Annotated in this window: 18 protein-coding genes and 1 pseudogene; 12 read left to right on the forward strand and 7 right to left on the reverse strand. The window is 61.1% G+C overall.

Features of this window, described 5'->3' with window-relative positions; genetic code table 11:
- Window positions 1–109 precede the first annotated feature (109 nt).
- Window positions 110–2626 (forward strand): ATP-dependent helicase HrpB, encoded by a 2517-nt coding sequence (hrpB, locus tag NTD84_RS06480; RefSeq protein ID WP_262164124.1) that lies wholly within the window; start codon window positions 110–112, stop codon window positions 2624–2626.
- A 119-nt stretch (window positions 2627–2745) separates the two neighbouring features.
- Here hrpB and NTD84_RS06485 read toward each other — a convergent pair whose 3' ends face one another.
- Window positions 2746–3675 (reverse strand): LysR substrate-binding domain-containing protein, encoded by a 930-nt coding sequence (locus NTD84_RS06485; protein ID WP_262164125.1) that lies wholly within the window; start codon window positions 3673–3675, stop codon window positions 2746–2748.
- A gap of 226 nt (window positions 3676–3901) precedes the next feature.
- On the opposite strand from NTD84_RS06485, the gene NTD84_RS06490 reads away from it, so the two are divergent.
- The 5 genes from NTD84_RS06490 to NTD84_RS06510 all read left to right on the forward strand — a co-directional run bounded on the left by NTD84_RS06490 (window position 3902) and on the right by NTD84_RS06510 (window position 9809).
- Window positions 3902–5395: an aldehyde dehydrogenase gene (locus NTD84_RS06490; protein WP_262164174.1), complete on the forward strand. Its 1494-nt coding sequence runs from the start codon at window positions 3902–3904 to the stop codon at window positions 5393–5395.
- Between the two features lie 39 nt (window positions 5396–5434).
- A complete protein-coding gene (locus NTD84_RS06495; protein WP_262164126.1) occupies window positions 5435–6805 on the forward strand; it encodes an aspartate aminotransferase family protein in 1371 nt (456 codons plus the stop codon).
- Between the two features lie 380 nt (window positions 6806–7185).
- Entirely contained in the window at window positions 7186–8172 is a 987-nt protein-coding gene (locus NTD84_RS06500; RefSeq protein WP_262164127.1) for an ABC transporter substrate-binding protein, read from the forward strand.
- 9 nt (window positions 8173–8181) lie between these two features.
- Window positions 8182–8985, forward strand: coding sequence for an ABC transporter permease (locus tag NTD84_RS06505; protein ID WP_262164128.1), 804 nt, complete (start codon window positions 8182–8184; stop codon window positions 8983–8985).
- Window positions 8973–9809 (forward strand): ABC transporter ATP-binding protein, encoded by an 837-nt coding sequence (locus NTD84_RS06510; RefSeq protein WP_262164129.1) that lies wholly within the window; start codon window positions 8973–8975, stop codon window positions 9807–9809. Before NTD84_RS06505 ends, NTD84_RS06510 begins: the two co-directional genes overlap by 13 nt.
- Window positions 9810–9932: 123 nt before the next feature.
- Here the strand turns inward: NTD84_RS06510 and NTD84_RS06515 are convergent, their stop codons facing one another.
- Window positions 9933–11012 (reverse strand): endonuclease/exonuclease/phosphatase family protein, encoded by a 1080-nt coding sequence (locus NTD84_RS06515; protein ID WP_262164130.1) that lies wholly within the window; start codon window positions 11010–11012, stop codon window positions 9933–9935.
- A 66-nt stretch (window positions 11013–11078) separates the two neighbouring features.
- Window positions 11079–11753 (reverse strand): YciC family protein, encoded by a 675-nt coding sequence (locus tag NTD84_RS06520; RefSeq protein ID WP_262164131.1) that lies wholly within the window; start codon window positions 11751–11753, stop codon window positions 11079–11081.
- Between the two features lie 178 nt (window positions 11754–11931).
- Here NTD84_RS06520 and NTD84_RS06525 point away from each other — a divergent pair, with 178 nt between their 5' ends.
- The 4 genes from NTD84_RS06525 (at window position 11932) to NTD84_RS06540 (ending at window position 14751) form a co-directional block, all read left to right on the forward strand.
- Window positions 11932–12678, forward strand: a complete 747-nt coding sequence (locus NTD84_RS06525) for a DUF2076 domain-containing protein (protein WP_262164132.1) — start codon at window positions 11932–11934, stop codon at window positions 12676–12678.
- A gap of 120 nt (window positions 12679–12798) precedes the next feature.
- Window positions 12799–13278, forward strand: coding sequence for an NYN domain-containing protein (locus NTD84_RS06530; RefSeq protein WP_145318151.1), 480 nt, complete (start codon window positions 12799–12801; stop codon window positions 13276–13278).
- Window positions 13279–13300: 22 nt separating this feature from the next.
- Complete coding sequence (locus NTD84_RS06535) at window positions 13301–13912, forward strand: PolC-type DNA polymerase III (protein ID WP_262164133.1); 612 nt, start codon at window positions 13301–13303, stop codon at window positions 13910–13912.
- 299 nt (window positions 13913–14211) lie between these two features.
- The gene (locus NTD84_RS06540) at window positions 14212–14751 is read left to right on the forward strand and encodes a Bro-N domain-containing protein (protein ID WP_262164134.1); all 540 of its coding nucleotides are present in this window, start codon (window positions 14212–14214) and stop codon (window positions 14749–14751) included.
- A 156-nt stretch (window positions 14752–14907) separates the two neighbouring features.
- On the opposite strand, the gene NTD84_RS06545 is transcribed toward NTD84_RS06540, so the two are convergent.
- The 4 genes and pseudogenes from NTD84_RS06545 to NTD84_RS06560 form a co-directional block, all read right to left on the reverse strand.
- A complete protein-coding gene (locus tag NTD84_RS06545; protein ID WP_262164135.1) occupies window positions 14908–15612 on the reverse strand; it encodes a DUF2931 family protein in 705 nt (234 codons plus the stop codon).
- Window positions 15599–16303 carry a DUF2931 family protein gene (locus NTD84_RS06550; protein ID WP_262164175.1) on the reverse strand — a complete coding sequence of 235 codons (705 nt, stop codon included), beginning with the start codon at window positions 16301–16303 and terminating at the stop codon, window positions 15599–15601. The genes NTD84_RS06545 and NTD84_RS06550 overlap by 14 nt, the downstream gene beginning before the upstream one ends.
- On the reverse strand, window positions 16290–16976 hold the full coding sequence (locus NTD84_RS06555; RefSeq protein WP_262164136.1) for a DUF2931 family protein: 687 nt from the start codon (window positions 16974–16976) through the stop codon (window positions 16290–16292). The genes NTD84_RS06550 and NTD84_RS06555 overlap by 14 nt, the downstream gene beginning before the upstream one ends.
- 112 nt (window positions 16977–17088) lie before the next feature.
- Window positions 17089–17529 (reverse strand): annotated as a pseudogene (locus NTD84_RS06560) (contractile injection system protein, VgrG/Pvc8 family); the annotation flags it as partial.
- Between the two features lie 397 nt (window positions 17530–17926).
- Between NTD84_RS06560 and yedA the strand changes: the two are divergent.
- Window positions 17927–18853, forward strand: a complete 927-nt coding sequence (gene yedA, locus NTD84_RS06565) for a drug/metabolite exporter YedA (RefSeq protein WP_262164137.1) — start codon at window positions 17927–17929, stop codon at window positions 18851–18853.
- Window positions 18854–18919: 66 nt separating this feature from the next.
- Window positions 18920–20254, forward strand: coding sequence for a DEAD/DEAH box helicase (locus tag NTD84_RS06570; protein ID WP_262164138.1), 1335 nt, complete (start codon window positions 18920–18922; stop codon window positions 20252–20254).
- The last annotated feature ends 70 nt before the right edge of the window (window positions 20255–20324 follow it).

Genomic DNA, 20324 nt, shown 5'->3' on the forward strand with positions numbered 1-20324 from the left:
GGAAATCTCCTGAGTCATCTGGAAAACGAAGCGTTGTCGGTATGAATTAGGACCACGACGAACGCCAGGCAGTTCGCCGTTATACTCGTGGCTCTGTTTTGGAGCCAGCATGATTTCTCTGCCGATTGATGAAGTTTTACCCGCCCTGCGTGAAGCCCTGGCTACACGCCATGAAGCCGTGCTCGAAGCACCGCCCGGCGCCGGTAAAACCACCCGGGTGCCATTGGCCTTGCTGAATGAGCCGTGGTTGGCCGGGCAGACCATTTTAATGCTGGAACCGCGGCGGCTGGCAGCGCGGGCGGCGGCGGAGCGGCTGGCGTCGGAGTTGGGCGAGAAGGTCGGAGAAACGGTCGGCTACCGGATTCGGCTGGACAGTAAAGTCGGGCCCGGCACACGTATCGAAGTGGTCACTGAAGGCATTCTGACCCGGCGCTTGCAGGACGATCCGGCGCTGGAAGGTGTGGGGTTGCTGATTTTCGACGAGTTCCATGAGCGCAGCCTCGACGCGGATCTGGCTTTGGCCTTGAGCCTGAATGGCCGGGAGCTGTTCCGCGACGATCAACCGCTGAAAATCCTCCTGATGTCAGCGACCTTGGAAGGTGAACGCCTGGCCGGGCTGCTTGATGACGCGCCGATCCTGCGCAGCGAAGGGCGCATGTACCCGGTAGCGATGCGCTGGGGCCGGCCGTTCCAGCCCGGTGAATTCATCGAGCCGCGGGTGGTGCAGACGATCCTCGACGCCCTGAATGACGAAACCGGCAGCCTTCTGGTGTTCCTGCCGGGACAGGCGGAAATCCGCCGGGTGCATCAGCAAGTGGCCGATGCGCTGGGCGAGAATCCCCACGTGTTGCTCTGCCCGTTGCACGGTGAACTGGACCTGGCCGCGCAACGCGCCGCGATCGATCCGGCGTCGCCGGGTAAACGCAAAGTGGTGCTGGCCACCAACATCGCCGAGACCAGCCTGACCATCGACGGCGTGCGCGTGGTGATCGATGCGGGGCTGGCACGGGTGCCGCGTTTCGATCCCGGCAGCGGCATGACCCGCCTCGACACGCAACGCATTTCCCGCGCCAGTGCCACGCAACGCGCGGGCCGGGCCGGGCGGCTGGAGCCGGGCGTGTGTTATCGCCTGTGGTCACAGGATCAGCACGAGCAATTGGCGGCCTACGCCAGTGCGGAAATTCTTTCGGCGGACCTTGCCGGACTGGCCTTGCAACTCGGTCGTTGGGGCGTCACGCCGGGGCAGTTGGTCTGGCTCGACGTGCCGCCAACGGCCGCTTATGCACAGGCGCAGGATTTGCTCGAGCGCCTCGGTGCGTTGGACGGTGAAGCGCTGACCCGCCACGGTCAGGCCATGGCCGAACTGCCGGCGCATCCGCGCATCGCCCACTTGTTGTTGCGCGGCCAGGCGCTCGGATTGGCGCAGATGGCGTGCGATGTCGCGGCGCTGCTCGGCGAGCGCGACATCTTGCGCGGGGCCGGGGCTGATCTGCACAGCCGGTTGGTGCTGTTGTCCGGTGAAGAACGGGCGGCACGCGGCGCTCAGGGTGGCGTGCAACGAGCGCGGCAACTGGCGCGGCAGTATCGCGGTTACCTGCGTGGCAAGGCGACGGAGCCGGTCAGTGACCCGGATCATCCGCGCTGGCTTGGCGCCTTGCTGGCGCTGGCCTATCCCGACCGTGTGGCGCAGCAGCGCCGGGCCGGTGGCGCGGAGTATCGGCTGGCCAACGGTCGCGCCGCGTTGTTCGCCGAAGCCGATAGCCTGATGAAACAACCGTGGCTGGTGATCGCTGATCTCGGCAGTCGACAAGGTCAGCGTGAGGAGCGGATTTATCTGGCAGCGGATTTTGATCCGATGTTGTTCGAGTCGGTGTTGGCCGAACAGGTGCGGGTGGTCGATCAGCTGGATTGGGACGAGCGCGAAGGCGTGTTGCGCGCCGAGCGTCAGCGCAAGGTCGGGGAACTGGTGCTCAGCCGTGAGCCGTTGACCGGGCTGGATGAGACGGCGCGCAGTCAGGCGCTGGTGAACCTGGTGCGGCGCAAAGGGCTGGAGTTGCTGCCGTGGACGCCGGAGTTGCGTCAGTGGCAGGCGCGGGTGGCGCTTTTGCGCCAACTGGACCTTGGCGGTAAGGGCGAGAGCGAGTGGCCGGATGTCAGTGATGCAGCGTTACTGAAGAGTCTTGAGCGGTGGTTGATGCCGTACCTGGGCAAGGTGTCGCGGCTCAGTCATTTTGCCAGTCTGGACCTGTCGAGCATCGTGCATAACTTGTTGCCGTGGCCGTTGCCGCAGCGGCTGGAGGAACTGGCGCCGCATCATTTGAGCGTGCCGTCGGGGTCGTCGATTCGCCTGGATTACAGCGAGCAGCCGCCGATTCTGGCCGTGCGGTTGCAGGAGTTGTTCGGCCTGGCGCAAACGCCGCGTATTGCCGGGGGGCGGCAGGTGGTGAAGTTACATCTGCTGTCACCGGCGCGGCGGCCGGTGCAGGTGACGCAGGACCTGGCGAATTTCTGGCGCAGCACGTATGCCGAGGTCAAGAAGGATCTGAAGGGTCGTTACCCAAAGCATTACTGGCCGGATGATCCCTTGGTGGCCGAGGCAACCGCCCGGATCAAACCCCGAAAATAATGACCGACCCTGTAGGAGCGAGCAGGCTCCGGGCGGCGCTCCGACGAGGGGCGCCAACGATAACGCTGACCACCTGACACGCCCGGGCGGCCTCAGGTTTTTCGCGAGCATGCTCGCTCCTACAGGTGTGGGGACGACTTTTCGGCTTTTGCGGTCAGCTGTTCGCGGCAGTAGTCGGCAAACAACTGCGCCGGTTTGGTCAGTTGCCCGCGCTTGAGCCACGCGGCCACCAGCCCTGATCCAGTGACGTCTTCGACGATGTTCACACACACCACTTTCTGCCCGTCGTAGGTGCATTCCGAATGCGGACGGGTGACCAGGATCGAGAAGCCGAACCCTCGCCCGACCATGCCCCGGACCATCTCGATCGACGGTGAGCTGAAGGCAATGTTCGGCGACAGGCCCAGTTCCTCGAACAGGCTGACGAAATAGGTGCGGCTCGGCTGCACGTCCAGCAGGATCATCGGCTCCAGGCACAAATCGCGCAGGGACACTTGCTTGAGCTGGGCAAAACGATGATCCGCCGGCAGCAGGGCATAAGGTCGCTGAGCGGGCATCAGCGGTTCGGTTTCGATGGTCGCGTCGAGGTCGTGTTCGTACAGGATCGCCAGGTCGAAGGTGCCCGAGGTCAGGCCTTGCACCAGTTCCTGCTGCTCGCCGTCGCGGATGCGGATCTTCACCCCCGGGTACAGTGCCGAAAACCCGGCAATCAACTGCGGCAAGTACAGCGGCGCGACGGTTTCGAAGCAGCCGATGTCGATCTGCCCGGACACCACGTCATTGTCCGCCAGGGCATTCTGTTCGAACTCCTTGGCCATGCGCAGCAGTTCCTGGGCCTTGCGATAGAAGCGTGCACCGCTGGGGGTCAAGGACACGCCTTGCGCGTGGTGACGGATCAGCAGTTGCACGCCGAAGCTGTCTTCCAGGCCTTTGATCGCTGTCGAGATGGCCGGCTGCGCGATGTACAACTTGCGCGAGGCCTCGGCGACGCTGCCGCATTCGACGGTGGTGATGAAGTACTTCAATTGACGCAGGTTGTAGGCAGCCACGGCAAACCTCGGGATGGATGGACACGACATCCAGGCAATTTTTGCGCCGACTGCATCCGTTCTGACGACGGTGTTGTTGTGCCTGAACAATAACCACATCGCGCGACACCGGGGAGATGGGGCTGCCCAGTTTTTTCATGGTCTGCGAAGACATTTTTACTATTTTTACTGGACTCGGGCCTGAGCGACCATCCAATGCACAAGAAAGCCCATGGAGCATCTGAACGTGTTCAAGCTTGCATATTGGCAAAAAAAAGCCGCGACGCTGGCGTTTCCCGACCAGGCCCTGATCGACGGTCAATCCCGTTCGGCGCAGTCCGGCCAGACCTTCGCCGCGATCAACCCGGCCACTGGCCAGCGACTGGCCAACCTGGCCGCTTGCGGCAGTGAAGACGTGGACGTCGCGGTGAACAACGCCCGGCAGGTGTTCGAGGCCGGCACCTGGTCGGCGCGTTCGCCGAATGAGCGCAAGCACGTGCTGCTGCGCCTGGCCGACCTGATCATGACCCATCGCGAAGAGCTGGCGCTGCTGGATTCGCTGAACATGGGCAAACCGGTGATGGACGCCTACAACATCGATGTGCCGGGCGCCGCCGGGGTGTTTCGCTGGTACGCCGAAAGCCTCGACAAACTCTACGACCAGATTGCCCCGAGCGCGCAGAACGTGCTGGCGACCATCACCCGCGAAGCCCTGGGCGTGGTCGCCGCCGTGGTGCCGTGGAATTTTCCGCTGGACATGGCCGCGTGGAAACTCGCGCCAGCCTTGGCCGCTGGCAATTCGGTGATTCTCAAACCCTCCGAACAATCACCGTTCTCCGCCCTGCGGCTGGCTGAACTGGCGCTGGAAGCCGGGCTGCCGGCGGGCGTGTTGAACGTGCTGCCGGGCCTCGGTGAACAAACCGGAAAGGCCCTCGGCTTGCACCCCGATGTCGATTGCCTGGTGTTCACCGGCTCCACCGAAGTCGGCAAATATTTCATGCAGTATTCCGCGCAGTCGAACCTGAAACAGGTGTGGCTGGAATGCGGTGGCAAGAGCGCGAACCTGGTGTTCGCCGATTGCCAGGATCTGGACCTCGCCGCCGAGAAAGCCGCGTTCGGCATCTTCTTCAACCAGGGCGAAGTCTGCTCGGCCAACTCGCGGTTGCTGGTGCAGCGTTCGATTCATGACGAGTTCGTCGAGCGCCTCAAAGCCCAGGCCGAACGCTGGTTGCCGGGGGACCCGCTGGACCCGTCGAGCAGCGCCGGAGCGATTGTCGACAGCCGCCAGACCGCGCGCATCCTGCAGTTCATCGAGCAGGCCGAACGCCAGGGCGCAACCAAGGTGTGTGGCGGCCGGCAGTCCGTCTTCAACGGCTCCGACAACTTCATTCAGCCGACGATTTTTACCGGTGTGACCCCGGACATGTCGCTGTTCCGCGACGAAGTGTTCGGCCCGGTGCTCGCGGTGACGGCCTTCGACGACGAGGCACAGGCCTTGCAACTGGCCAACGACAGCGTCTACGGTCTGGCGGCCTCGCTGTGGACCGACGACCTCAACCGCGCCCACCGCGTGGCCCGGCAATTACGCGCGGGCACGGTGTCGGTGAACAGCGTCGATGCCCTGGACGTGACCGTGCCGTTCGGCGGCGGCAAGCAGTCCGGTTTCGGCCGCGACCTGTCACTGCACTCATTCGATAAATACACCCAGTTGAAGACCACCTGGTTTCAACTTCGCTCATAACTCATAACAGCCGCTCACAACAAAAACGGAGAACTGGCGATGACCACACCACGTGAAACCCGCGACTACCAGGCCGCCGATGCTGCGCACCACATTCACGCCTTCGTCGACCAGAAAGCGCTCAACGATGAAGGGCCGCGGGTGATGGTCCGCGGCGAGCGCCTGCACCTGTGGGACAACGATGGTCGGCGTTACCTCGATGGCATGTCCGGGTTGTGGTGCACCAACCTCGGTTACGGGCGCAAGGACCTGGCCGCGGCGGCCACTCAACAGCTTGAGCAGCTGCCGTACTACAACATGTTTTTCCACACCACCCATCCGCAGGTGATCGAGCTGTCCGAGCTGCTGTTCAGCCTGTTGCCGGGGCACTACAGCCACGCGATCTACACCAACTCCGGGTCCGAAGCCAACGAGGTGCTGATCCGCACCGTGCGCCGTTACTGGCAGGTGCTGGGCAAGCCCGAGAAGAAAATCATGATCGGCCGCTGGAACGGTTACCACGGCTCGACCTTGGCGGCGACGGCGCTCGGCGGCATGAAGTTCATGCACGAAATGGGCGGCATGATCCCGGACATCGAACACATCGACGAGCCGTATTACTTCGCCCACGAAGGCAACCTGACTCCCGCCGAATTCGGTCTGCGGGCGGCGCAGCAACTGGAAGCGAAGATCCTCGAACTGGGCGCCGACAAGGTTGCCGGGTTCATCGCCGAACCGTTCCAGGGCGCCGGCGGCATGATTTTCCCGCCGGAAAGTTACTGGCCGGAAATCCAGCGCATCTGCCGTAAATACGACGTGCTGCTGTGCGCCGACGAAGTGATCGGCGGCTTCGGTCGCACCGGCGAATGGTTCGCCCATGAACACTTCGGTTTCGAGCCGGACACCCTGTCGATCGCCAAGGGCCTGACCTCTGGTTACATCCCCATGGGCGGGTTGGTCCTGTCGAAGAAAATGGCGCAGGTGCTGGTGGAGCAAGGCGGCGTGTTCGCCCACGGCCTGACCTATTCCGGGCACCCGGTGGCGGCGGCGGTGGCCATCGCCAATCTCAAGGCCTTGCGCGACGAAGGCGTGGTGACGCGGGTCAAGGACGACATCGGGCCGTACCTGCAGCAATGCTTGCGCGAGGTGTTTGGCAATCACCCGTTGGTGGGGGATATCCAGGGTGTCGGGATGGTCGCGGCGCTGCAATTGGCCGAGGACAAGACCAGCCGCAAGCGTTTTGCCAACGAGAACGACATCGCCTGGCGCTGCCGCACGATTGGTTTCGAAGAAGGGGTGATTATTCGCTCCACGTTGGGGCGGATGATCATGGCGCCGGCGCTGATTGCCAGTCGTGAGGAGGTGGATGAGCTGGTGGGCAAGACCTTGAAAGCGCTGGACCGGACGGCGCAGGAATACGGTCGGCTGTGATTTTTTAGCGTTCTTGCGGGCCTCATCGCGAGCAGGCTCGCTCCCACATTGGATCTGTGTTGATCACACATCCCCTGTGGGAGCGAGCCTGCTCGCGAATCCCATGGCCGATTCAGCACACCTTTCATGTTTTGCACCCAGCCCGTGCACCCCCGCCAACCCCGCCCTTTTACGGCGCACGCTACCCAGTTTTTTCATCACTCCCATCGACATATTTCCTAATTTTCCTAATCCCGGCCTTGGTCCAACATCGACTTCGCCAGTCAGCCGAATGCTGCCCACCCCAACGTCCAGCAGAGACCGCAGGTAGCAGCGCTTGTCCCGGCCCGCTGGCCGTACTGCCCATGACAAAACTAAATCAACAGCTTTGGGAGTGCTCCATGATCAAGTCCTTGCTTACCCGCGTTGCTCATCCACTGGCGATCACCGCCATTGCCGCCACGGTCGCCACCAGCGCCCAGGCCGGCACCCTGTCCATCGGCCATACCACCTGGGTCGGTTACGGCACGCTCTACCTGGCCCAGGACCTGGGCTACTTCAAGGAGAACGGCCTGACCGTCGAATTGCCCGTGGTCGAAGAGGCTTCGATGTACATGGCCGCGCAAGCGTCGGGCGAGTTGTCGGGCTCGGCGTCGACCATCGATGAAGTGCTCAAGTACCGCCCGCAGTTCTGCTTCAAGGCCGTTGCTGCGCTGGATGACAGCCACGGCGGCGACGGCGTGCTGGTGGGCAAGGACGTCAAAAGCCTGCAGGAACTGAAAGGCAAGGCCGTGGCGGTCAACGAAGGCTCGACGTCGCAGTTCTGGCTCTCGTACCTGCTGAAAAAACACGGCATGAGCATGAGCGACATCACCGTGCAGAACATGACCGCGGACGATGCCGCCACCGCGTTCATCGCCGGTCGTGTGCCGGCCGCCGTGACCTGGGAACCGCACCTGTCGATGGTGCGCAGCAAGCAGCAGGGCAAGGTGCTGATCGACAGCAGCAGTACGCCGGGAGTGATCGTCGACGTGGTCGCGCTCAACTGCTCGGTCATCGAGAAGCAGCCGGAAGACGTCAAGGCCCTGGTCGCCGGCCTGTATAAAGCGGTGCAGTACACCAAGGATCATCCGCAGGAAGCCTACAAAATCATGGCCAAGGGCGTTGGCGGTTACCTCGCCGATCCGAAGGAACTCGAAGCGGCCGCCCAGGGCGTGCGCTTCTACGATCAGGCCATGAGCGAAAAACTCCTCGGCTCGCCGGGCAAGCCGGGCGACAGCGAACCGCTGATCAAACTGGCCAATGAAACCGCCAGTGAACTGCAGGGCAAACCCTACAACGTCAGCAATGACGACCTGATCGACAACCGTTTCGTCACCCCGCTGTAGGAGGTTGGCATGTTCAAGCGCAATTCATGGCTGAGCCGCTGCATCACACCCAAGACCGGTTTGCCGGTCTCGGTGATCTGGAGCGCCAGCGGCCTGGCCTGGGTGTTGTTGGTCGGCCTGTGGGCCGGGTTGTCGTACGGCGGCGTGGTGCCGGGCATGTTCCTGCCGACACCGGGCGCGGTGTTCGACGCCGCCGTGCGCCTGAGCCGCGACGGCACCCTCGGTGTCCACGTGTGGGCCAGCCTCGAAGTGGTGATGGTCGGCTTCATCGTCTCCTCGCTGGTGGCGGTGCCGCTGGGGTTATTGATGGGCAGCTTCCGCATCGTCCAGGCGTTCCTCGAGCCGATGGTCAACTTCATCCGCTACCTGCCGGTGACTTCGTTCGTGCCGCTGTTCATTTTGTGGATCGGCATCGGTTTGGAACAGCGGGTCTCGGTGATCATCTTCGGCGTGTTTTTCCAGCAACTGGTGATGATCGCGGACGTGTCCAAAGGCATCTCCAAGGACCTGATCAACGCGTCTTACACGCTGGGTTCGAACCGCCGTGACGCGGTGCTGCACGTGATCGCCCCGGCCTCGCTGCCCGGCGTGCTCGACACCTTGCGCGTGACCATGGGATGGGCCTGGACGTACCTGGTGGTCGCCGAGCTGGTCGCCGCGTCCAGCGGCCTGGGTTACCTGAGCCTCAAAGCCATGCGCGGCTTTCAGGTGGACGTGATTTTCCTCGCCATCGCGATCATCGGCCTGCTGGGCCTGGTCACCGATCAACTGTTCCGTTTCCTTCGCTTGAGGATTGCCGCATGGGCTCAGTAACCGCCGTCAACCCACGTTTCGTCGCGCCGATGGCCACTGCGACCCCCACCGCGCCACGCCTGCAGGTGGACAAGGTCAGCCTGCGGTATCAGAAGCCGGACGGCGGTGTGTTCACCGCGCTGGATCAGGTGTCGTTCGAGGTGCCGGATCAGCAGTTCGCTGTGCTGGTCGGGCCATCGGGCTGCGGCAAGTCGAGTCTGCTGTACCTCACCGCCGGGCTGAATGAACCCACCGAAGGCGAAATCTACGTCGGCGGCCAGCAAGTGCAGGGGCCTGGCGCGGATCGCGGCATGGTGTTCCAGAGCTACACGCTGTTTCCGTGGCTGACCGTGCGGCAGAACGTCGAGTTCGGCCTCAAGCGCCGCGGCATGGCGGCGGCGCAGCGCAAGGAAATCGTCGATTACTACGTCAATGAAGTCGGTCTGACCGGGTTCGCCGACAACTACGCCAAGCAACTGTCCGGCGGCATGATGCAGCGCGTGGCCATCGCCCGGGCGCTGGCCAACGACCCGCAGATTTTGCTGATGGACGAACCCTTCGGCGCCCTCGACAGCCAGACGCGCCTGCAGATGCAGCAGCTGTTGTTGCGGGTGTGGGGCAACAGCAAGAAGACCGTGTTGTTCGTGACCCACGATATCGACGAGGCGATTTTATTGGGTGACCGCGTCTACGTGATGGGCGCACGGCCGGGGCGGATCAAGCAGATTCTGGACGTGCCGATCGAGCGCCCACGGACCCTGGACATGGTCATGGAACGCTCGTTTATCGAGATGAAACGCAATATTTTCGGGCTGCTGCATGATGATCTGGAGGAGGTGCATTGACCGTGCACCGTCCCTGTGGGAGCGGGCTTGCTCGCGAAGGCGGTGTGTCAGTCGACATCAATGTTGAGGGGGCAATGGCCTTCGCGAGCAAGCCCGCTCCCACAGGTTTTGTGTACGGCTGAACTACGGCGCGGCCGGTAGCAGGAATCTGGCAATCACCGGCAAATGATCGGAGATCCGCAAGGTATCGTCCTGCCGCACCATCGCCTCGACCCGCTTGATCCGCGGGCTGTAGAACTGGTAATCGACGGTCCGGTCCGGGCCGTTCAGCCCCGGGTCATTCGGGTAATGGGTCAGCCAACGCGCCCGATCGATACCGCCGGCTTCATCGTTGGTCGGGATCATCGGGTACTTGTCCCACAACACGTGCAGCGCGCTGTCGGCGGAGTAGGGCGTGCGTTGCTCGGTGGGCAAACGTCGATACTGTCCCAGCGGCAACAGGTTGAAGTCGCCACCGATCAGCCACGGCGTGCCGCGGCTTTCGTATTTGTCGAGCACCTTGGCGACAGCGGCCACCTGGGCTTGCAGCGAGTCGTCGGGCTGCATGACGCGGTCCAGGTGGGTGTTGAGCACCGCCATCTGGCCACCATCGCTCAAGGGCAGGTAACTCACCAGCAAGGCGTTTTTCGGGTTGAACTGACGGCTGATGAAATTGGCCGGGGCGACCGGCAGCTGCAGGCGTTCGGCGTGCTCGATCTGGTAGCGGCTGAGGGTCGCCAGTTGCCGGCCGACGCTGCCGAAGATGTGCGGCTGCGGAACGAAATCGGCTTTCCAGTCGTAGGCGCGGGCGCTGCACGGATACAGGTCGGCGACCCGTTCCTGGAGCAGTTTGAACTGGTTCTGGTAATCGCTGGCCTTGGCGCCGTCATCGAGTTCCTGCAGCAGGACGATGTCCGGGTTCTCGTCACGGATCACCCGCGCCACTTCATCGAGGCTGAAGGCCATGTCGGCGGGGGTCGGTTGTTCGTCGGTGCCCGCTGCCAAGTCGTTCCAGAACACGTAGCGTTTCCCCGCCAGGTACTGCACGTTCCAGCTCATGACTTTCAGCGCCTGACCGGGCACCAGGGTCGGTGCCTCAGCATTGCAGCTGACCGGCAGGACTTCCTTGGCCCCGGGGCGCCAGGTCAGGCTGTAGATCAGCAGGGCGAGCAAGACGATCACACTCAACAGGCCCAGCAGGGTGTAGCGCAGTAGACGGGTCATGGCTCGGCTTATGGCGTTACAAAAGAGGGTTCCGAGCATAACCGAGCGCAGCGCCGAAGCCCACGCTTACAGCGGGCGGTCGATTTGCTCGGGGGCATCGTCGATCAGCATGAACAAGCGGAACAACACCACGCTGGTGAACAGCTGCAAAAAGCTGTGCGCGCTGTCGAGCAGCAGGGAAATCACCGGGTTCTGCGGCTCCGGATACAGTTGCAGAGTCAAGCCCTTGAGCACCCACAACGGCCCCATCACACAGAGAATGCACACCAGGATGCGCAGGAAATGGCCGCGGGTCAGGCGCAGGCTGGCCTTCATCGCCGTCAGTGGCGCCATGCCGCGCAGCACCAGCAGGTATTCGCCAAAGGACAGCACCACCATCAGCCAGATACCCGGCAGGAAGTACAACGACAAGCCCAGCAGAATCAGCAAGGTGTTGAGCGCCGTCAGCAGGGCAAAGCGCGGCCACAGATAGGCAGCCCTCGCCAGCAGATCGCGGTTGCGCGGTGATTCACCCCGACTGCGTGCATCGAGAAACAGGATCAGCGCGGCGGTGTACAGCGGATACACCAGCAGGCCGACGATGACGCTGATGCCGGGGAAACTGTCCGGATCGGTGGAGCGATCGACCATTTGCTGCAGCAGCGCTTCGAAAATCACCAGCGGCAGGCACAACTGCACGATCTGGCCCAGATTGCGTTTGAAGAAATACAGAGAGTCACGCAGTACGTCGAACGGATTCATCAGTCGGTATCGCAGGCAATATTCAGTTACTCACTGTAACCGATGATGTATCACAGGGAGCAAACGTAAACGTTCGGTAAAGGTTATTGAAACAACTTGTTTCAGCCTCCATTAAGGTCAGGCACCGTATCCTCTTTGGAGAAGGGCAACGATTTTCCCGGCAATCTACGAGGTCGCCATGAACAGCGAAGAACAAACCCTGATCGATGGACTGTTTTCCCGGCTGCAACAGGCCGAAACGGATTCAGCCCCGCGCGACGCCCAGGCCGAGGCGCGGATCAAGGAGCACCTGACTCGCCAACCCGCGGCGGGCTACTTCATGACCCAGGCGATTCTGGTGCAAGAGGCCGCGATCAAGAGCCTCGACGCGCAGAACAAGCAACTCGCCGAGCAAGTCCAGCAATTGCAGGCCGAGTTGCAGGCCGCCAAGGCGCAGACCGCGGCCCCGGCGCCGAGCGGCGGCGGTTTCCTGTCGAGTATTTTCGGCGGCAGTTCCCGTGACACCCCTGCGCCCAGTGCGCCGCCCTCCAGTGGTGGCTGGCGTGAGCCGGGTCGGCAGTCGTTCAATTCGCCGCCCCCGCCACAAAACTTTGGTGCACCGCCACCGCCACAGCAGAACTACGCGCCGCAGCAGCCCGTCGGTGGAGGGTTCCTCGGTGGCGCCCTGAAAACCGCCGCCGGCGTGGCGGGTGGCGTGATGCTGGCACAGGGCATCAGCAGCCTGTTTCACCACAACCAGCAACCGGAAGTGGTTGAAGTGATCAGGGAAGAGCCGGCTCAGGTCAACGACCAGAGCGGCGGCAACGGTTGGGGCGACGATCAGCGCATGGCTGACAACAGCAGTGATCGGGGCGGTTACGCCGATACCGATTACAGCGACGACAGCTCGTCGTTCTTCGGCGACGATGACGATTCCTTCGTCTGACACGCCATTCGTCCGGAGCGCTGCGGCGCTCCGGACCGATTATTCGCGGAACAATCCTCCAGGCTGGCATACTGGGCCACTTTTCGGGCCCGGTGCCTGATCCTGCCTTGAGGAAAACCGGTGAAAAAAATTGCAGTGTTCGCCGACGTTCAAAACCTCTATTACACCGTGCGTCAGGCCTATGGTTGCCACTTCAACTACGCGGCGCTGTGGGCGGATATCAGCAAACAGGGCGAAATCGTCGAGGCCTACGCCTACGCGATCGACCGTGGCGACAGCAAGCAGCAGCAGTTCCAGCAGATCCTGCGCAACCTCGGTTTCATCGTGAAGCTCAAACCCTATATCCAGCGCAGCGACGGCTCGGCCAAGGGTGACTGGGACGTGGGCATCACCCTCGACATCATGGACGCCGCAGACCACGTCGACGAAGTGGTGCTGGCCTCCGGTGACGGTGATTTCGACATGTTGCTCGAACGCATCATCGCCAAGCACGGCGTGCAGGCCGTGGCCTATGGCGTGCCGGGGCTGACGGCCAATTCGCTGATCCGCGCCGCCAGTCGCTACGTGCCGATCGAAGGCGCGCTGCTGCTCAAGAATTGATTTTTACGGAGTTGAAACAGGTTTGGAACGCATAGCAGTCATCGACTTTGAAACCACCGGCATCTCCCCCAGCAGCAGCTGCCGCGCTACGGAAATCGCCGTGGTGATCCTTGAACAGGGGCGCATCGTCGAGCGTTACCAGAGCCTGATGAACGCCGGCGTGCGCGTCCCGGCTTTCATCGAACAGCTCACCGGCATCAGCAACGCCATGCTGCGCACCGCGCCCTCGGCGGAAAAAGTGATGAACGAGGTCAACGAGTTCGTCGGCTGCACGCCGTTGCTCGCGCACAATGCCGCGTTCGACCAGAAGTTCTGGGACTTCGAACTGGGGCGAATCAAACGCACACGCCTGCAGAACTTCGCCTGTTCGCTGCTGCTGGCCCGCCGCCTGATGCCCGCCGCGCCGAACCACAAACTCGGCACCCTCACCACCTTCGCCCAACTGCCCCACACCGGCCAGGCTCACCGGGCCATGGCCGATGCCGAAATGGCGGCCAATCTGACGGCGCACCTGGCGCAGGAGTTGCGGCAGAAGCACGGGTTGCGCGAGCTGTCCCATGATTTGCTGGTCAGCCTGCAGAAAGTGCCGGCGGCGAAAATCAATGAACACCTCAAGCGCCATCGCGGGTTCTAAGAACACCTCAAATCAAAGGTGGGAGCGGGCTTGCTCGCGAAGGCGGCGTGTCATTCACATTGATGTTGACTGAGGCGCCGCTTTCGCGAGCAAGCCCGCTCCCACGAGGGACGGGTTCGATCCTGTTTATTGTGTTTAATCCAGCCTGAAAATCGACGATCGATCCTACCGAACAATAAGGCTCGTCTTTCTTGCCCGCCTTTTGCGGCATCGATAACCTCTTGGACGTCGCTGACAATTCAGTGACCGGGACTGCAAGCCCGAATCAATGGGGACACTTTTGGTTCGGAGATTCGCCCATGGTTAAAATTACCCGCAACACCCTTGATAACAGTGCTGATTCAAGTCAGTCAGAAGCAGCCTATCCATCTTTAAACGACGGTAGCTTCACCCCCCAAACCTTCATCCGTCATCACATCCAACTCCGAGCACTATTGCTGCACGCCGAAGCATGGTTCTCCGCTCGCGACATTGGCCGACTGATGGGGGTGGATATCAACGGCAAGTACGTGCTCAAGCTCGACGCGGATCAGCGACAGATGATGGTTTTATCTGGACGCGAGGACTCACTGGAAACCCTGATGCTCAGCGAGTCCGGCGTGTACGCGATGCTGGTCTATCACTACTGCCCGGAAAACCGCCATTTGCGGCGTTGGCTGACCCACCATGTGGTGCCGATGTTGCGCGAAGAGACGGGCCCTGCTTCGACCCACACGCCGCATATGCGGGCAATGGAGTGGGCGGGCGGAACGCTGCGGCTGTTGCACTGGCGCAAAGAGCCGTGGGTTCGGTTGCGGGACATGCCCGGTTTGCTGTCTGCCGGTCAAAGCGGCATTTGATCGATCGCCTTTGCAGGCAGGCTTCGCTCTACAGGATCTCATCGGTCCTGTGGGAGCGGGCTTGCCCGCGATAGCGGCGGGTCAGATCAATCAGATATCGACTGACACACCGCTATCAGGCAAGTCCCGCACAGGGATCTCCTGCGTAGCCATGAGTTACCAGGAGCCGTAGGGAATGCCGAACTTTTCTATATAAGCCTTGGAGGTTCCAGACAAGGGCCGATGTTTACCGCCGGACTTACCTTCATAAGGTCCTCTCGGGTTGATGGTTCCTTCTACCCGAGCAATCTCGACCGCCTTCAGACAAGGACCGCCCAACCAGACCTTGGCAATACCGTCGGGCGCCAGACCAATGCCGACATCATCGCGGTAGTCAGTGATCCATTTCCCATCGGCCCTGCAGAAGGCTTTTTCTGGTTTGCGCATGATCTCCCTGGCTGATTCGGGAATGACGATATAGGCCTCATAAGTTTGCGGTTCGGCTAGCGACTGCCAGCGCACGTAAATCAGGTGAGGCAGGTCAGCACCTGTGACATGGCGACCCTTTCCGCCCCCATTACTGCTGACCCAGCCTTTGGCGATGCCTTGATTGTTCGGCGGCTTAGGCACAGAAGCGATCCCACCTCCTGCGCCTCGAAACACCCGCCCCTGGATATCGACCACGTCCGCCGTTTCAATCCAGACCTCCATATAAGCCGGTGCTGAGAAACCCAGGAACCAAGGTAGTTTCTGGTCGGATTGCGCGAAGCTTTGTGGGTTGAAAACCATCAACAACCCGATCAGCAGAGCTGTGCACTTATTGAATGGCCCGCATAATTTGCTGATCGGTGAGGCTGCGCGATAGTTTTTACCAAGAGCCATATGGAATCCCGAACTTTTCTATATAAGCCTTGGAGGTTCCAGACAAGGGTCGATGTTTACCGCCAGATTTTCCTTCATAAGGGCCTTTAGAATTTATTGTGCCCTCTACCCGCATTATTTCTATGGCGCTCAGACACGCACCGCCAAGCCAGACTTTGGCAATGCCACCCGGCGCCAAACCAATGCCGATGTTGTCTCGGGACTCGGTAATCCATTCGGCACCGAAGCGGCAAAAAGCCTTTTCCGGCCTGCGCATGATTTCCCGTGCGAATTCGGGTAGGGCAATAGAGGCCTCATAGGTTTGCGGTTCCGCTAGCGATTGCCAGCGTACATAAATCAGGCGGGGCAGATCGGCGCCTGTGACATACCTGCCCTTGCCGGCACCGTTGCTGCTGACCCAGCCTTTGGCGATGCCCTGATTGTTCGGCGGCTTAGGCACAGAAGCGATCCCACCTCCTGCGCCTCGAAACACCCGCTCTTGGATATCGACCACGTCCGCCGTTTCAATCCAGACTTCCATGTAAGCCGGTGCTGAGAAACCCAGGAACCAAGGTAGTTTGTGGTCGGATTGCGCGAAGCTCTTTGGGTTGAAAACCATCAACAACCCGATCAGCAGACCTGTGCACTTATTGAATGGCCCGCATAATTTGCTGATCGGTGAGGCTGCGCGATAGTTTTTACCAAGAGCCATATGGAATCCCGAATGAATCCACATAGGCTTTGGACTCATCTGAAAGCCGTCGATGTCTTCCATCGGACGTCCCTCCGTTGGGGCCTTTGGCGTTGATCGTGCCTTGGACCCGTATGACCTCGGTGGACAGCAGACATTGGCCGCCTAGCCACACTTTCGCAATTCCCCCAGGTGCCAAGCCCACGATCAACATATTCCGGTGATCCGTTATCCATTTACCGTCTGCACGACAATACGTTTTTTCACCTTGAAGCATGGTCTTGCGCGCCGATTCAGGGATCTCGATATACGCTTCATAGGTCTGCGGTTCGGCCATGGACTGCCAGCGTACATAGACCAGGCGAGGCAGGTCGGCATCCCGCACATATCGACCTTTTCCTCCGGGATGCTCAGGCCATCCTTTTGGATCACCCTTGAAACGGGCCGGTATGCCTTTACTCAGCGGCCGGGGATAACTACTCGCGGGGATTCCGCTCCCGGCGCGCCGAAATACCCGCGCATTGATATCAACGACATCTGCCGTTTCGATCCAGACTTCCATGTAGTCCCGTGAAAAAAATCTGAGACTCCAAGCGTCATACGGGAGTGATCGGTGATCGGCAAAGGCACATCCGCCCAACAATGGGATCAGCAGCGCAAAACCTAATTTGAGTATCCATGGGCACTTACTCATTGGGGTGCACCACGCGTTGATAGTTTTCGGCAGGGCGATCGATAAACACGATGTCCAGGGCGCTGTTGTTCCAGCCTTTGGCAGCGTTCCAGTTGGCAGATAGGTGGATGTTCTGCGTGCAGTACTCGCGCTCGGCGCTGGTGCGAACATGGAAGGTGAATGCGTCCGTCTGGAGGCCATGCTGCTTCAGAACTTGAGTGACGATCTGCGGCACCGTCAGGTTCTGGAAAATGCGTTGGTTGTAGCTGAACTGCAAGTAGTGCAGCGCCGGTACCAGCGTCAGGTGATAGTGGCTCAGGCGCCTGCCAACGTGCCCCGCGACCACGTTTTCGATGCGGCCATGCAGGCCTTCGCCATTGAAGCCGAATTGCAGGAACGCCGGCAGGCTGAGCAGGCTTTCCAGATCGACATTGGGGTTTTCGCTGACCAGGTCGACGCGAATGGCATAGAGCTCACTGATGGCTTCGGTGCCCTTGAAACTCAGGACTTTGAAGTCGTGGTGAACGGTGGGGATCGTCAGGGTGAATTGAGGGAAATCAGCAGGTGCGAGCATGCACTCATCCTTTTGCTTCGATAGCCCATCCTTGAGCCGAGATAAAAAGGGACGACGCTCGTGACATGCAGGGCCCGAGCGAATCGCAAGAATCCGAAACGCTATCAGCGGGCATGGAAGAATGATGTAGGAAGGGGCCTGAAGCTGTGTGCGAATGTTCTTGCGTTACTCATTGTTGCGGTGAACAGCGAGGTTCATTCGCCAATGTGGTGTGTCAGTCGACATCCTGAGCGACTGACATGCCGCCTTCGCGAGCAAGCCCGCTCCCACAGGTGTTGCGGCGCATCACCGTGATTTGAAAAGTGTACCGGCGCTATAAACAGGTTTTGTAACTTATTTTTAGCCGGTGGCCTTTCTAGAATAGCGACTCACTTGTCTTTGCCTGCGAGCTGCCCTCATGTCTGGCCTGCGCCGTTTTCCCTTACCGTTGATCGCTGCCTTTTTCGCGTTGTACGTGATTTGGGGGTCGACTTACCTGGTGATCCGCATTGGAATCGAATACTGGCCGCCGCTGCTGCTCGCCGGGATCCGCTTCGTGATTGCCGGGACGTTGATGTACGCCTTCCTGCGCTGGCGCGGGGCTCCGGCGCCGACCTGGGCGCAGTGGAAAGCGGCGGGGATCATCGGCATTTTGCTGCTCAGTTGCGGCAACGGGGCCGTGAGCGTGGCCGAGCACACTGGCGTTGCGTCGGGGGTGGCCGCATTGGCGGTGGCGACGGTGCCGCTGTTTACCTTGCTCTGCGGGTATTTCTGGGGCGCGCGCAATACCCGTCTGGAGTGGGCCGGGATCGTGCTCGGGCTGATCGGCATCGGCATGTTGAATCTCGGTTCAAACCTGCAATCGAGTCCGCTCGGCGCGATGCTGCTGGTGTTCGCGGCGGCGGTCTGGGCGTTCGGTTCGGTCTGGAGCAAACACTTGCCGTTGCCACAAGGCGCCATGGCCAGTGCCGTGGAAATGCTCGTGGGCGGCGTGGTGCTATTGATCGGCAGTGCGGTGAGCGGAGAACACCTGGACAGCCTGCCACCGATCGAAGGCTGGGCCGCATTGGCGTACCTGATCTTCTTCGGCTCGATCATCGCGTTCAACGCCTACATGTACTTGTTGAAAAACGTGCGGCCGGCGGCGGCCACCAGTTATGCCTACGTCAACCCGGCGGTGGCGGTGTTGCTGGGCATTGTGTTTGTCGGCGAAACCATCGGCATTGAAGAAGCCGTGGCCATGCTGGTGATCATCAGCGCCGTGGTATTGATCGGTTTACCGCAGTGGCGGCGGGCGCCGGTGCGACCGGCTGCGGTGGTGCAGACAGAATCGCGTGTGAATTAGGGTAAACTGCGCGGCAATTGCACTCTTGTTTGTACAACCCGCGCTGAATTTTCCTACGGTAATCCCATGACTTTCGCCACCCTTGGCCTGATCGAACCCTTGCTGCGCTCTCTCGAGACGCTCGGCTACCAGACCCCGACGCCGGTCCAGGCGCAAGCCATTCCGGCGGTGCTGGCCGGTCGTGACCTGATGGCCGCCGCGCAGACCGGCACCGGCAAGACCGCCGGTTTCGCCGTGCCACTTCTGCAATTACTGGCCATGGAAGGGCCGAAAGTCACTGCCAACTCGGTACGCGCGCTGATCCTGGTGCCGACCCGCGAACTGGCGGAGCAGGTTCACGAAGCCGTGCGCCAGTACGCCGAGAACCTGCCGCTGAGCACCTACGCAGTGTACGGCGGCGTCAGCATCAACCCGCAAATGATGAAGCTGCGCAAAGGCGTCGACCTGTTGGTGGCGACACCGGGCCGTTTGCTCGACCTGTTCCGCCAGAACGCGCTCAAGTTCAACCAGTTGCAAACCCTGGTGCTGGACGAAGCCGATCGCATGCTCGACCTGGGCTTTTCCGAGGAGCTGGGGAACATTTACCGCGTGCTGCCGAAGAAACGTCAGACGCTGTTGTTCTCCGCGACCTTCTCCGACGCGATTCGTCTGCTGGCCGGGCAAATGCTCAACGACCCGCTGAGCATCGAAGTCAGCCCGCGCAACGTCGCTGCCAACACGGTCAAGCAGTGGGTGGTCACGGTGGACAAGAAGCGCAAGCCGGAGCTGTTCATTCATTTGCTGCGCAAGGGCAAGTGGAAGCAGGTGCTGGTGTTCGCCAAGACCCGCAACGGCGTGGATGCGCTGGTGGAGAAACTCCAGGGGCTGGGCATCAATGCCGACGGCATCCATGGCGATAAACCCCAGGCGACCCGTCAACGCGCACTGGACCGTTTCAAGGCCAGCGAGGTGCAGATTCTGGTGGCCACCGACGTCGCGGCCCGTGGTCTGGATATCGAAGATTTGCCGTTGGTGGTCAATTTCGACTTGCCGATCGTGGCCGAAGACTACATCCACCGGATCGGTCGTACCGGCCGGGCGGGTTCGACCGGGCAGGCGATTTCGCTGGTATGTGCCGATGAAGTGAATCTGCTGTCGGCCATCGAGACGTTGACCCGTCAGACATTGCCGCGGCAGGTGGAACACGACTTTGAACCTGAGCACCGCGTGCCGGACACCGATGCCAGCGGCCAGGTGGTGAAGAAGCCGAAAAAACCGAAGAAGCCGAAGACGTCCAGCGGTGGTAAACGCAATTTGGGTAAATGGGTTGAGAGCGGGGAAGCTTCGGCGCCGGAGCCTTCGATCAAGCCTGTGCGCAAAGTGCCGGTGTTCAATACCGGGCCGCGTAAGCGTAAGCCTTGAGGTCATGCGGCAGTTTTCAGGACGCCTTCGTCGGAACGCCGCCCGAAGCAAGCCCGCTCATAGGTGACCG

The organism is Pseudomonas sp. 14P_8.1_Bac3, assembly GCF_025466085.1.
Classification (GTDB): Bacteria; Pseudomonadota; Gammaproteobacteria; order Pseudomonadales; family Pseudomonadaceae; genus Aquipseudomonas.

Bases quoted from the DNA above. Each gene is read 5' to 3' on its own strand.
- hrpB (WP_262164124.1), top strand. From the start codon at position 110: ATGATTTCTCTGCCGATTGATGAAGTTTTACCCGCCCTGCGTGAAGCC.
- NTD84_RS06495 (WP_262164126.1), top strand. From the start codon at position 5,435: ATGACCACACCACGTGAAACCCGCGACTACCAGGCCGCCGATGCTGCG.
- NTD84_RS06500 (WP_262164127.1), top strand. From the start codon at position 7,186: ATGATCAAGTCCTTGCTTACCCGCGTTGCTCATCCACTGGCGATCACC.
- NTD84_RS06505 (WP_262164128.1), top strand. From the start codon at position 8,182: ATGTTCAAGCGCAATTCATGGCTGAGCCGCTGCATCACACCCAAGACC.
- NTD84_RS06510 (WP_262164129.1), top strand. From the start codon at position 8,973: ATGGGCTCAGTAACCGCCGTCAACCCACGTTTCGTCGCGCCGATGGCC.
- NTD84_RS06515 (WP_262164130.1), bottom strand. From the start codon at position 11,012: ATGACCCGTCTACTGCGCTACACCCTGCTGGGCCTGTTGAGTGTGATC.
- NTD84_RS06520 (WP_262164131.1), bottom strand. From the start codon at position 11,753: ATGAATCCGTTCGACGTACTGCGTGACTCTCTGTATTTCTTCAAACGC.
- NTD84_RS06525 (WP_262164132.1), top strand. From the start codon at position 11,932: ATGAACAGCGAAGAACAAACCCTGATCGATGGACTGTTTTCCCGGCTG.
- NTD84_RS06540 (WP_262164134.1), top strand. From the start codon at position 14,212: ATGGTTAAAATTACCCGCAACACCCTTGATAACAGTGCTGATTCAAGT.
- NTD84_RS06545 (WP_262164135.1), bottom strand. From the start codon at position 15,612: ATGGCTCTTGGTAAAAACTATCGCGCAGCCTCACCGATCAGCAAATTA.
- NTD84_RS06550 (WP_262164175.1), bottom strand. From the start codon at position 16,303: ATGGCTCTTGGTAAAAACTATCGCGCAGCCTCACCGATCAGCAAATTA.
- NTD84_RS06555 (WP_262164136.1), bottom strand. From the start codon at position 16,976: ATGAGTAAGTGCCCATGGATACTCAAATTAGGTTTTGCGCTGCTGATC.
- yedA (WP_262164137.1), top strand. From the start codon at position 17,927: ATGTCTGGCCTGCGCCGTTTTCCCTTACCGTTGATCGCTGCCTTTTTC.
- NTD84_RS06570 (WP_262164138.1), top strand. From the start codon at position 18,920: ATGACTTTCGCCACCCTTGGCCTGATCGAACCCTTGCTGCGCTCTCTC.